Source organism: Rhizobium sp. SL86, assembly GCF_026672545.1.
Taxonomy (GTDB): domain Bacteria; phylum Pseudomonadota; class Alphaproteobacteria; order Rhizobiales; family Rhizobiaceae; genus Neorhizobium.
On the sequence record NZ_JAPPRJ010000009.1, the window covers coordinates 664,820 to 677,509 of the forward strand.

Consider the following 12,690-nt stretch of genomic DNA (forward strand, 5'->3'; position numbering starts at 1 on the left):
ATGCTAATCGGTCGTCTGGGTCTCGAAAAAGCCCGTATCCCCCATTCTGACAGGCACGGCCTCGTTTGGCTGGACCGCGGACGGCTTGAGGTGGAAGACGGTTGCCTCCGCTTCGTGACGGCGGGAGGCGGAGAGCTTGCCGCCGGCGACTATCAGATACCGCATCAGGCGATTTCGATCATCCTGCTGGGTCCAGGTTCCAGCGTCACGCATGATGCACTTCGCCTGTTGGCACGCCACGGCTCCGCGCTGGCGGCGATTGGCGAGGGTGCGGTGCGCTTCTACACCGCCTCTCCCCTGATGCCGGATACCTCTGCGCTGGCCCGCGAGCAGGTACGCCGATGGGCAGACCCCGCGAAACGCATGGAGGTGGCGCGCGCCATGTATGCCATCCGCTTCGATGAAATCGTGCGCACGCGCGATATCGACGTGCTGCGCGGGCAGGAAGGTGCGCGGATCAAACGCAGCTATCAGCTGGCAGCGGAGCGTCACGGCGTGCCTTGGAAAGGGCGCAACTACGATCGCAACAACCCCAATGCCGGTGATGTGCCCAATCAGGCCATCAACCATGCCGCAAGTGCCATGCGGGCCGCCGCAGCGGTTGCGGTGGCCAGCGTCGGTGCCATTCCGCAACTGGGTTTCGTGCATGAGGATTCCGGCCAATCCTTCGTGCTCGATATCGCCGATCTCTACCGACATGATGTGACGCTGGACATCGCGTTTGGAGCGGCGAAGGAGGCGCTGAAATCAGGAGAACCGGTGGAACGCCTGACTCGACAACGCGCGGCAAAGCTTTTTCGCCAGCGAGATGTCATTCCCACAATGATTGACCGCATCAAACTACTTGTGGGGCCTGAGGCGGACAAGGCCGAACCGCCGAGCGAGGACGAAGACTGATGCCGATGGTGGTGATCATGACCCGCGATGTGGAAGCCCGCTACCGTGGCTTCCTCGGCTCAATCATGCTCGAACTCTCTTCCGGTGTCTATGCACACCCCCGCATGAGCGCCGGCGTTAGGAACCGCATCTGGGATGTCATGGTGGATTGGCATGGCCAGTTGCGGCAGGGTAGTATCGTCATGACCTGGGCCGACAGCGCCGCTCATGGCGGCCTTGGTTTGTCCACCCTTGGCGAGCCGCCCAAGCAGATCGTGGCGCATGATGCGATGTTGCTCGTTCGAAGAACGATTGCCAACGCAAGCCCGTAATCGCGAACTGTTCTTTGACATTGTTAAATTCTTCAGGCACTTAACTGCAAGAGGTTCCTCCGCACCCGCGGAGATAGACCCTTCAGACGCCGGTGGTCGAGGTTCCAGCCTCCGGTTCCTCCGCACCCGCGGAGATAGACCCTTCATGAAGGTGATGGGGTATCTCTTCGAATGGGTTCCTCCGCACCCGCGGAGATAGACCCCACCCATTCCTTTTCGACTTTGCCGTTGACGGGGTTCCTCCGCACCCGCGGAGATAGACCCGCGTGAGTTTGATGGTTTGCGCGTCACAGTGAGGTTCCTCCGCACCCGCGGAGATAGACCCCCAATCGAGCGACTGTTGCGCCTTTTCCGCGCGGTTCCTCCGCACCCGCGGAGATAGACCCGCTTTCCGCGCCGTGGTCGACATGCGCAATAAGGTTCCTCCGCACCCGCGGAGATAGACCCAGCAGTCAGCGCCGCCGATCCGATGTTTACCGGGTTCCTCCGCACCCGCGGAGATAGACCCCTGACGCATGACCAGGCAAAGGCCGTAGCGCCGGTTCCTCCGCACCCGCGGAGATAGACCCCGTCACAGCACTGCCTCAAGTTCGGCTTGGCTGGTTCCTCCGCACCCGCGGAGATAGACCCGCCAAAAAGGTGGCCTGCCTGGTTTGCCCAAAGGTTCCTCCGCACCCGCGGAGATAGACCCGCCGCGCCCGAAAGATCCTCCGCCGCCACCACGGTTCCTCCGCACCCGCGGAGATAGACCCGTCACCGCCTGTCCCGGGTCAACACCCACACCGGTTCCTCCGCACCCGCGGAGATAGACCCCTGGCTGGTGCGGACTTCAGCAAACGGAATGGGGTTCCTCCGCACCCGCGGAGATAGACCCAAAGAATGTCGCTCGTTTCGGGCTTATGTTCGGGTTCCTCCGCACCCGCGGAGATAGACCCGCCTATGACAGCGACTGGTACTTCCTGACCATGGTTCCTCCGCACCCGCGGAGATAGACCCGCCATACCGACACGTTCGTTGCCACGGTCAAGGGTTCCTCCGCACCCGCGGAGATAGACCCGCGCCAGGATGGTGACAACGCGGAAATGCTTGGGTTCCTCCGCACCCGCGGAGATAGACCCAGGCTTACACGATCACCGCATCCCCGATGCTGGGTTCCTCCGCACCCGCGGAGATAGACCCCGAGATGACCACCCGCACCATTTCAGGCATAGGGTTCCTCCGCACCCGCGGAGATAGACCCTGCTTTGAATCCCCAGGCGAGGTGCAGTTCCCGGTTCCTCCGCACCCGCGGAGATAGACCCGAAGCGCAGGACGTGTCTTGCATGGTCGGATGGGTTCCTCCGCACCCGCGGAGATAGACCCGGTCGCGAGATCCGCGGCGAGACGTTCGAAACGGTTCCTCCGCACCCGCGGAGATAGACCCACGACGCCCATGGTGGTGTGCACCGGCTGCTTGGTTCCTCCGCACCCGCGGAGATAGACCCCTGATTGCCGGCAACAGTCGCGAGACGCTGCGGGTTCCTCCGCACCCGCGGAGATAGACCCGCTCACAGAAGGCCAAGGAAGCGGAAAGCGAAGGTTCCTCCGCACCCGCGGAGATAGACCCCTCAAGGAGATCCGCGAGGACATCCGCGAGATGGTTCCTCCGCACCCGCGGAGATAGACCCCAGTTCGTTGACGGCATGCGCAAGCTCTGCAAGGTTCCTCCGCACCCGCGGAGATAGACCCCATGCGGCTCGATCCGGTGAATGCGGGTAAAGGGTTCCTCCGCACCCGCGGAGATAGACCCCCGCTGGATATCTTTGCGGGCCTTGCCAAGGTGGTTCCTCCGCACCCGCGGAGATAGACCCCGGTCGCCTGCAGATTGCCCTGCACCGTCACAGGTTCCTCCGCACCCGCGGAGATAGACCCCTGGCGCGGCATGAAGGTGCTTCCATTTTTGCGGTTCCTCCGCACCCGCGGAGATAGACCCCGAGCAAGGACGCAGCCCCATGACAGCCCGCCGGTTCCTCCGCACCCGCGGAGATAGACCCCTTGTTTCGAGCGTCTGGGACGATCTGCTGAAGGTTCCTCCGCACCCGCGGAGATAGACCCTACAAATACATAGGCGGCGGCAATTATGTTGTGGTTCCTCCGCACCCGCGGAGATAGACCCCCTTCACCTCGGAGACAACCGTCACCACCAGGGGTTCCTCCGCACCCGCGGAGATAGACCCGTCACCGCCTGTCCCGGGTCAACACCCACACCGGTTCCTCCGCACCCGCGGAGATAGACCCGGCAACCAAACAACGGCGGCAGAGGCCCTTGGGGTTCCTCCGCACCCGCGGAGATAGACCCCCAGAAGCCGCGTGGGAGAGCCAAGTAGCGGGGTTCCTCCGCACCCGCGGAGATAGACCTTTATGGTATTAATCGGCTTCGGCAGGCGGCGCGGTTCCTCCGCACCCGCGGAGATAGACCCCCTGAAATCGTCCAAACCAATCCCGCCAACGCCGGTTCCTCCGCACCCGCGGAGATAGACCCCTACTGGATTGTGCGCGTGACGGATCTTGCCGGGTTCCTCCGCACCCGCGGAGATAGACCCCATGAAGCCGGGGATACGCGTTTTATCAGAGCGGTTCCTCCGCACCCGCGGAGATAGACCCACCACGTCGCAGCCTTCCCGTTTGGCAATGGCGGTTCCTCCGCACCCGCGGAGATAGACCCCCTCGACGGTGAAGTTCTGGCCGCCGATGTCGGGTTCCTCCGCACCCGCGGAGATAGACCCGGCACACCTAAGTTATTGAAATAACACAATTCGGTTCCTCCGCACCCGCGGAGATAGACCCTGGCAAGATAAGCGCGGAGACGGCACGGAAACGGTTCCTCCGCACCCGCGGAGATAGACCCCAGCCTGTTCGTCCGGTTGTGCTTTGTCAGCGGGTTCCTCCGCACCCGCGGAGATAGACCCGACATCCGCAATGATCCCGCAAAGGAATGGGGGGTTCCTCCGCACCCGCGGAGATAGACCCCGGCCAAGGCATTCCGACCAGTAGAAGCCGGAGGTTCCTCCGCACCCGCGGAGATAGACCCCTTGATAATCTCGTCATCAGAGATCTTTTCCAGGTTCCTCCGCACCCGCGGAGATAGACCCCTGCGCCAGCACCACATCTCCGGTCTTTGCCCGGTTCCTCCGCACCCGCGGAGATAGACCCCGATCAGGCGGAGGCGATTGCATCCGTATGGCGGTTCCTCCGCACCCGCGGAGATAGACCCTGTCGCCCGGCCAGCCGCGGTTTTCCACGCCAGGTTCCTCCGCACCCGCGGAGATAGACCCCATATCTTCCCGGCGTCGGTGACACGCAATTCGGTTCCTCCGCACCCGCGGAGATAGACCCTTGTCGTCAAAGGCGCCGAGGATCCGGCCGATGGTTCCTCCGCACCCGCGGAGATAGACCCCGGATCGGCAATCCGCTGAAAATCATGGACCGGGTTCCTCCGCACCCGCGGAGATAGACCCAGCGACGGCCGGACGATCGGTGTGCCGACACCGGTTCCTCCGCACCCGCGGAGATAGACCCTCAGCAAACCAGACGCGCGAAATGTGCGGCCGGGTTCCTCCGCACCCGCGGAGATAGACCCTGGCTGCCGCCTTTGCCGGCCAGACGCTCAATGGTTCCTCCGCACCCGCGGAGATAGACCCGTATGGCGTCGTTGTGCTGTAGAAATCCAATGGGTTCCTCCGCACCCGCGGAGATAGACCCGCAAAAAGCGCATGAAAGGGCGGCTTTCCCGCGGTTCCTCCGCACCCGCGGAGATAGACCCAATCAGTTTCGCGACGATGCGAAAGCGATCGGGGTTCCTCCGCACCCGCGGAAATAGACCCCGCACACAGGAGATCATGGCGGCGGTGGAATGGGGTTCCTCCGCACCCGCGGAGATAGACCCATCAGCTTCGACCGACAGCGTCACTTCGAGGTGGTTCCTCCGCACCCGCGGAGATAGACCCTCCTCATAGAAAAGCCGGGCGCGCACCATGCGGGTTCCTCCGCACCCGCGGAGATAGACCCTTTGCCATCCCGGAATGGATCATTCGTCCTGGGGTTCCTCCGCACCCGCGGAGATAGACCCATGGTCGAGTTTGTGCGGATGGGCCGCGTGTTGGTTCCTCCGCACCCGCGGAGATAGACCCGGAAGGACCCGGTACTGTTCGACCAGTACCGGGGTTCCTCAGCACCCGCGGAGATAGACCCACGTTTTGGGACCTTGGCCGGAATGACTTCAAGGTTCCTCCGCACCCGCGGAGATAGACCCTTGTCGGCGGGGAGCCGAGAGGCCGATTGGCTGGTTCCTCCGCACCCGCGGAGATAGACCCTCGGCACCCTAAAGGGGAAGCGAGCTAGTGTAGGTTCGTCCGCACCCGCGGAGATAGACCCGGAGCGATGTTCCCCCCGGCCCAGCCTTGACGGCTCCTTCGCGCTTCTTAGGTTTCGTATTTAAATAGCTTCGTCTTTAAGGTGTGAAAAGAACAACGCTTTCCTGCTAAGAATCCATCCCTCACCGCATTACGGAGGCGTTAGGTCAAATCGCATGTCGGATTTTTGGCTCAGCGCTTCAATTGAAATTGGCAGCTAAAATCCACAGGATTAGCCCCGCTTACCCCGTCCTCGGGATTTTCGAAAAGTAACAAGGCGTTGAATTTATAGTAAAAAATTTATTAAATAGACCTTTTTTGATCATTATTGTCCGTCATCTCACCCATCCTGATATGAACACTCTCACTTCCGATATGTAACCCGAATATGTCAGTTCGAAGCTGGTCGAATGAGCAGAGAAGCAAGGGATCGCATTGAACTACATTCAGCCCGGCAAGCCTCAGCAGAACGCCTATGTCGAGCGCTACAACCGAACTGTTCGGCATGAATGGCTCGATCTGTATATTTTTGACAGCATAACGGAGGTGCAGGAGATCGCCACGGATGGCTTTGGACGTATAACCACGAGCGGCCCAACGTGGGCATTGGCGGCATTACACCCGCTCAGAAACTGAAAATGGCCGCGTGAATTCTACCGCTGAACCCCGTTAAAACGGGGAGGATTACCAACCAGCCGACCGTCAGCAATGCACTCGGCCGGTTGAGAGGTCAGTTCGATGATCCTTTGTTTCAGCGTGCGGAAAAAGGCGTTGCGCCGACCCCCTTCGCCGAAAGTCTGATCTTTCCGATCCGCCAGGCGCTGTCGATTTTGCGAGACACTCTTTCGATGAACCGGGATTTCGATCTCGCCAACGCGGTGCGCACCTTCCGCCTGGCGATGAACGACTTCACGGTGGTCGGGCTCATCCCGGATCTTCTCAACCAGATCACCCGGCGCGCCAGTGGCGTCAAGCTGTACGTGATCGGTCATGAGGTCATGCCGCCGATCGACGCGCTGCTGGCGGGCGAGGCAGACGTGGCACTCGACAGCTTCATGAAGGAGGTCCCCGGTGTCGATTTCATTCCTCTGCACATTCCGCAGGGCGTGATCGTCGCCCGCCGTGGTCATCCGATCCTGCAGGGCGAGATCAGCAAGCAGCAGTTTTCCGAACTCGGGCACGTCGTGCTCAGACAGGATTCACGCATGCGGGCGCATGCGGAGGCGATCCTCCTGTCGCAGGGTGTCACACGACGCATCATCTGCGAAGTCTCGAACTGCATCATGATCCCGTCTCTGATCACCACGACGGACCTGATTGCCGTTCTGCCGGCCCCTTTTGCCAGGAATGCGGCGCGGCATTACGACCTACAGGTCCTGCCGCTGCCCTTCCAATCATCCGGGCCGCGGCTGCAGATCGCCACGCTTTCCGACAAAACGACGGATCCGGGCATCCAATGGCTTCGCCTCCAGTTGCATCAGGCCGCCAGCCAAAACGCCAGCGAGGAAAACTGGCTCTCTACCGCATAGATTCCGATAACCATAGCGTCGATCATCCGCACCCAGACACCCTCTCAATGGTTCATCGTTAAAATTGCACAGACTGACTTAAGCGCCCTCACAAAGGTCAGAGCGTACCACGGTCTCATGTCCACTTCGGAATGGGACGATGATGGTGAAGGTCGGTAAAAATCTTGGATCTCTGTTTGTCTCGAGCGTGATCGCCCTCGGTTTGACTGCAGTTCAGGTGGCGGCAGCAGGACCTGCAGGACTTGCCCGGAACGCAGATCCCGATCTGTCGACGAGCCGCATCGCAACCTCGCAAGCAACGCTGGCGCCCTTTGCGCATGTCAGGTTCTGCCTTAAATCGCCGCAAGAATGCGCGGTCGTTGACGCCCCCCCGCTTGCGACGGTGGACAGTGCGAAGATGGATGACCTGAAGGCTCTCAACGCCCGCATCAATGCCGCCATTATCCCGGCCAACGATACCGGCCCGGATGTCTGGAGCCTATGGCCGCAAAGCGGTGACTGCGAGGATTACGCCATTACCAAACGGGCTGCCTTGATCGCCGCCGGATGGCCGGCACCGGCTCTTCGCCTCGCCGTCACCCGCACGCTAACCGGCGAAGGTCACGCCGTCCTGGTGGTGAGCACGACGGATGGCGACTGGGTTCTGGACAACCGCACCGATGACATTCGGGATTGGCGGGAAGCGGGACTGCAGTGGCTGAAGATCCAGTCCTCGGAGGATCCACGAGTCTGGCTGGCCGTGGCAAAGCCGGTGCTCGCTCCCCTGATCATGTAGCTCATGGAATTGGACCGTTCGACATCATCATGCGGTCTTCCGGCCAGATGATCGCGTCAGGACGGTGAATGGTGTTGGCGGCTGTCCAAAAGCGCGGATAAATGGTGCCGAGGATTGAGAACTTTGAAAGCGGCTGAAGAAGCCGCCTTCAGTGTTGCTAATCTTGATTATCGTCGGAAGCTTGTTGGTTTTGGACCATGTGCTGGATGTCAGGGGCGTAATGGTTCCAGATGGCGTCGCGCAGATCATCGAGGAGTTCGAAGACGGCCCATGCCTGCTCGGGGGTCCATTCGGCACTGATGAGGATTGGCAGGCCACGCTTGAGACCTGAAGAGTGGTGCGTCTTTTCGGTCATGATGCGGGCTCTGTTTCGCCGGATTGGTGACTGGCGCGTTGCTGACGCTGGGCTATGGAGCGCTCGTTGGCTTCCTTGAAGCGATAGGAATCTCCTTCGATCGCGACGACTTCGCAGTGGTGGACGAGACGATCGACCAGGCTGACGACGCACGCGGCGTTCGGAAAGACCTCCGACCATTGCGCAAAGGGTTTATTGGTGGTGACGATGGTCGAGCGTTTCTCGTATCGGCGGCTGATGAGCTCGAAGAGCAGATCGGCATGGCGGTTGGAATAGGATAGGTAGCCGATCTCGTCGATCAGCAGGACGTCATGGGAAGCATAGTACTGAAGCTTGCGGCGCAGCAGGGAATCGCTGTCGATGGCGGCGAGTTCGCCGAGCATTTCGCTGGCGGTGCGGAACAGGACCGAATGGCCCCGGATGAGTGCCTGGTAGGCGATGTTGAGGGCGAGCGTCGATTTGCCGACGCCGTTCGGACCGATGAAGACGATGTTGGTGGCATCCTTCATGAATGCCAGCGTCATCAGTTCCTCGACGGTGGCGCGGTCGATGCGGCGCGGCCACTTCCAGTCATAGTCGGCCATTTGCTTGAAGTGGCCGAGCCTGGCGGTGCGCATGCGTCGCAGCAGCGAGCGGTCGGAGCGCTCGTCTTCTTCCCACCGGATCACGGTCGGCACCCAGTCCTGTGTGGCGATCTCGTCCCAATGGGCCGTCAGGCCATAAAGGCGCAATTGTCTGGCGCGATTGAACAGGGTGTCGATCTTATTCATCGTCGTTTCCTTTCAATGTGAGTTGATCGTAACGGTCGAGCTTGTGGGGAATGACAGTCGTGTCCTTCTTGCGGACATGCTCGGGCAGCCTGGTTTCGACCGGGGGCGGAGCGCCCCGCGCAATCCGGCGGCGTTCGAGCACTGATCGAACCGCCTTGGAATGCGAGGCGCCGGCGCGCAAAGCGTCTTCGACGGCCGCCTGGAGTTCCTGGGCGCCGTAGAGGTCGAGCAACGTCAGCATGGCGTTGGTGATTGCGCCGATATTGGCGCCACGTTCTGCGGCATGCATCATCAGCTTCTGACAAGCCGGCACGGCCCGCGTCAGGCTATTGAGGCCGCGATGCTGGCGTGCCTCGCGCTTGACGGCGACGAGTGCCTTCAGGTGCTGAGGATCCTCGATCTGCTGGCCCCTATCGAAGCTGCGACGGTGGCTGGCGATCATCGTGGCGGCGTCGAATATCCTGACCTGGACGAGATCGGCGCGAACGGTGAGTGTTCGTTGGACATGCGTATGAGGGACCGAGTAATCGTTCAGATCGAAGCGCACGTAGGGTGTCTTGCCAACCTTCACGGCCACCTGCTCCTCGACGGGATAGGGATTGGCCGGCAAGGGCAGAAGCATGGGCTGTTCTTTTGAGAACGCCTCACGCACCGTCATTGCCCGGTCCTCCGGGCATGGCCTGTCGGCAGCCTGGGTCCGGCACCAGTGTTCGGCCTGGGCATTGAGATCGTCGAGGTCCTTGAAGGTGCGGGCGATGAAGAAGGCTTCCCGGATGTGGCGAATGGCGCGCTCGACACGGCCTTTCTCGTTGCCCCGTGCTACCGCGACAGGACGGGGTTCGAAGCGATAATGAGCCGCGAAGGCCAACAATGTCGGATGGAAGCGGATGGCATCGCCCTGCCGTTCAAGGACGGCGGACTTCAGATTGTCGTAGAGCAGCACTCTGGGAAGGCTGTTCCAGTCGTTGAATGCGCCGACATGGCCGCGCAGGAAGTTTTCCATGCGGGCATCAAGGAAGAAGCGCAGATAGATGTCGCGCGAGTAGGATAGCACCATGACGAAGGCCATCAGCGGGCGGCGGGCCCTGCCGATCTCGATGTGGCCAAAATGACCCCAGTCGACCTGGCCCTGCTCACCCGGCAGGGTGCGTAGTCGTAGATAAGCTTCCGCCGCCTTCCGTGGTCGGTGCAGCGCCACCATGTGCCGGAAGTGGTCGGGCGATCCCTTATAGCCGCGCTCCTGCACCATCCCGTAAAGGCGGCTGGACGTCAGGTCAGGATATTTGGTCAGCGTCTGCTGGATAAACGGCAGGTACAGGTCGATCTCGGCGGGGCGGATCACCGGCCTGTGTCGAGGCAAGCCCGCGTCCTTCAGGACCCTGAAGACGGTGGTGTGATGGCAATGCAATTGCTTGGCGATCGTGCCGCAGCGCCACTTCTCAACGTGGTACAGGCGCAGGATCATCGCTTCCTTCTCGGCAGATATGGTCATCGGTTCGATCTCCATGGTCGAATGGACGCACGTGTGTCCCCCGGCGACGCACGAAGCCGCGGCGAAAGAACAGCGGCACAGAGCTGCCGCAGCGCCGGCACCACGGCTCGATCGATGACACCACGCCAGCGGTGCCATCGCCCGGTGCAACGATGCCGCCGTTTGTGGACGCCTTCAGTCGTGAACCCTCTGGAACGACGGGTGGAGAGTGATGCGTCACGTTTTTGCGAGCCTGCCGATATCGGCGGGAGCGATCGGCATGGGCAAAGCGCCCCGGCCGGGTGCTCTGGTAGCGCCGTCCGGCTGCCCGCAGGCTGTCACGGCGCGCCGCATGGGCGCAGGCAGAACCGCAATAGCGCTGACCCCGATCGCAATGGCGGCAAAGCAGAACCTGCGCGCGACACCGCCCGCAGAGGAAGAAACGAGCAGTTTGCATCGCGGCGGCGCACCTTTCGAAGCGCCGTCGGGATTGATCGGAGAAGCTCGACGGAATGCGCCAATACCATTATAATGACGCTCACCGTGAACCAGTCGGCAGTCCTGCGTGATGACAGCCACGTCATCTCACAGATGCCTGAGGGATTGGACATCGAATTGGCCTGGTAGCTTTGGTCGATGTCTGTTTGCGGCGCTCCGCCAGTCTATCATTGACGGACGCAGCGCGGGATGTGCCTCAGTCGCCCTCCGGGCTCCTGACGCCACATCCCGCGCTCATCTCCCCCATCAAAACCTTTGCAATAATCTCAGGGCCCTGTCCGCCGCGTCCAGATTCGCCGTAATCCCGTCTCGGCACCAAATATGCGCGGTTCTCAACAGCCACCGACAAATGGTTCACCGTTCGCGAAACGCCGTACTTCCGATCTTCGTCAGCGGTTTGAAGATGTAGTCGAAGATCGTGCGATGTCCGGTGGTGATGTTAACCACTGCCATCATGCCGGGAATGATGTCGAGTTCTTGTCCATTCGCGGCTGCGGCATTGGTGATGCGCACGACGACCGAATAATAGCTGTCGCCATCCCGCGTCACCAGCGTATCCGCCCCCACCCGTTCCACGACAGCCGGCAGCGAACCGTAGATCGATGAATCATAAGCGGTGAGCCGGACGGTGGACTCCTGGCCCGTGCGAATGAAACCGATATCCTTCGGACTGACATGTACCTCGATCAGCAGGTCATCCCTGGTGGGCACGAATTCCGCAATGGTGTCGCCGGGTTTGACGACTTCGCCTGGGGTCGTCACCTTGACCTGCTTGACGATACCTTCCACGGGCGCCGTAATGAGGCTGCGGGTGACCTGATCCTTGGAGGCAATCACTCGCTCGGCCATGCCGGCCAGTGCGGTCTTCTTTTCCGACAGATTGCCATTGGCTTCCGCCACAAACTTGGCGCGCGTCGCCTGCATTTGCGCTTCGATCTCATGTGCTTTGCGTGTTGCCGCATTGATGGCCGCCTGCAGATCCGCGCGTTTGAGGGCGGTATCGGCTAGTTCTCGCTGAGCCTTCAAAAGTTCCGTCTCGGACACCAGTCCCTTCGCGACCTGCGGTTTCAGCATGTCGATCTGCTTGGCGACCAGCGCATCGATCTGTGAGAGTTTCTCGTCCTGGACGGAAGCATCCTCGGCCGACTGCAGTTGATCGGTCCTCTGGCGGTCATACACGCTCAGGGTCGAGTTCAGTTCCTGACTGCGCGCGGCATAGGCTGCACGCTCCGCAGCAATTGCATTTGCAGCGCCGGCAGACCCATCCTGCAGATCGGCCGGAAAAACGAGCGGCGTTCCATTCGCTTCAGCCTGAAGCCGCGCGACCAGCGCCGACAGACCCTGCCATGTCACCAGATATTCCTGGTATTTCGACTGCGCCTCTATCGCCTCGATCCGTGCCACCGGTTGCCCGAGATGAACGAGGTCCCCTTCCCGCACGAAGACTTCGCGCACGATCCCCCCCTCCAGATTCTGGACGACCTGGATCTGGCTGGAGGGGATGACCTTTCCGGGGCCGCTTGCCCAGATTTCCAACGTAGAAACGTTTGCCCAGACGAGCATGGCGAAAGCCAGGAGAACAATGGTCACGACCACGAGGAGGCTGGCGCGCCTTGGCCCGGACGAAGGTTCGGCAACTGCCGACATATCCGTCATGGCCTGGTCTCTTCCGGACGTGCTTGCAGTGGATGCG

The 12,690-nt window shown here is 61.2% G+C and carries 8 protein-coding genes, 1 pseudogene and 1 CRISPR repeat array; of the genes and pseudogenes, 5 read left to right on the top strand and 4 right to left on the bottom strand.

Annotation, left to right across the window (positions count from 1 at the left end; all coding sequences use genetic code 11):
• The 5 genes and pseudogenes from cas1e to OU993_RS26465 all read left to right on the top strand — a co-directional run bounded on the left by cas1e (window position 1) and on the right by OU993_RS26465 (window position 7,903).
• The gene (gene cas1e / locus OU993_RS26445; protein ID WP_268162000.1) at window positions 1–897 is read left to right on the top strand and encodes a type I-E CRISPR-associated endonuclease Cas1e; all 897 of its coding nucleotides are present in this window, start codon (window positions 1–3) and stop codon (window positions 895–897) included.
• Window positions 897–1,208, top strand: coding sequence for a type I-E CRISPR-associated endoribonuclease Cas2e (gene cas2e / locus OU993_RS26450; RefSeq protein ID WP_268162003.1), 312 nt, complete (start codon window positions 897–899; stop codon window positions 1,206–1,208). The genes cas1e and cas2e overlap by 1 nt, the downstream gene beginning before the upstream one ends.
• A gap of 52 nt (window positions 1,209–1,260) precedes the next feature.
• A CRISPR array of direct repeats spans window positions 1,261–5,621; the repeat unit is 29 nt; unit sequence GGTTCCTCCGCACCCGCGGAGATAGACCC.
• A gap of 359 nt (window positions 5,622–5,980) precedes the next feature.
• A pseudogene (locus tag OU993_RS26455) lies at window positions 5,981–6,249 on the top strand (integrase core domain-containing protein); the annotation flags it as partial.
• A 33-nt stretch (window positions 6,250–6,282) separates the two neighbouring features.
• Window positions 6,283–7,128 (top strand): LysR family transcriptional regulator, encoded by an 846-nt coding sequence (locus OU993_RS26460; RefSeq protein ID WP_268162548.1) that lies wholly within the window; start codon window positions 6,283–6,285, stop codon window positions 7,126–7,128.
• 139 nt (window positions 7,129–7,267) lie between these two features.
• A complete protein-coding gene (locus OU993_RS26465; RefSeq protein WP_268162005.1) occupies window positions 7,268–7,903 on the top strand; it encodes a transglutaminase-like cysteine peptidase in 636 nt (211 codons plus the stop codon).
• 157 nt (window positions 7,904–8,060) lie between these two features.
• On the opposite strand, the gene OU993_RS26470 is transcribed toward OU993_RS26465, so the two are convergent.
• The 4 genes from OU993_RS26470 to OU993_RS26485 form a co-directional block, all read right to left on the bottom strand.
• Window positions 8,061–8,258: a hypothetical protein gene (locus tag OU993_RS26470; RefSeq protein ID WP_268155107.1), complete on the bottom strand. Its 198-nt coding sequence runs from the start codon at window positions 8,256–8,258 to the stop codon at window positions 8,061–8,063.
• The gene (istB, locus tag OU993_RS26475; protein WP_268154921.1) at window positions 8,255–9,028 is read right to left on the bottom strand and encodes an IS21-like element helper ATPase IstB; all 774 of its coding nucleotides are present in this window, start codon (window positions 9,026–9,028) and stop codon (window positions 8,255–8,257) included. The genes OU993_RS26470 and istB overlap by 4 nt, the downstream gene beginning before the upstream one ends.
• Window positions 9,021–10,520, bottom strand: coding sequence for an IS21 family transposase (gene istA / locus OU993_RS26480; protein ID WP_268154920.1), 1,500 nt, complete (start codon window positions 10,518–10,520; stop codon window positions 9,021–9,023). Before istA ends, istB begins: the two co-directional genes overlap by 8 nt.
• 831 nt (window positions 10,521–11,351) lie before the next feature.
• Window positions 11,352–12,653, bottom strand: a complete 1,302-nt coding sequence (locus tag OU993_RS26485) for an HlyD family type I secretion periplasmic adaptor subunit (protein ID WP_268162006.1) — start codon at window positions 12,651–12,653, stop codon at window positions 11,352–11,354.
• Window positions 12,654–12,690 lie beyond the last annotated feature (37 nt).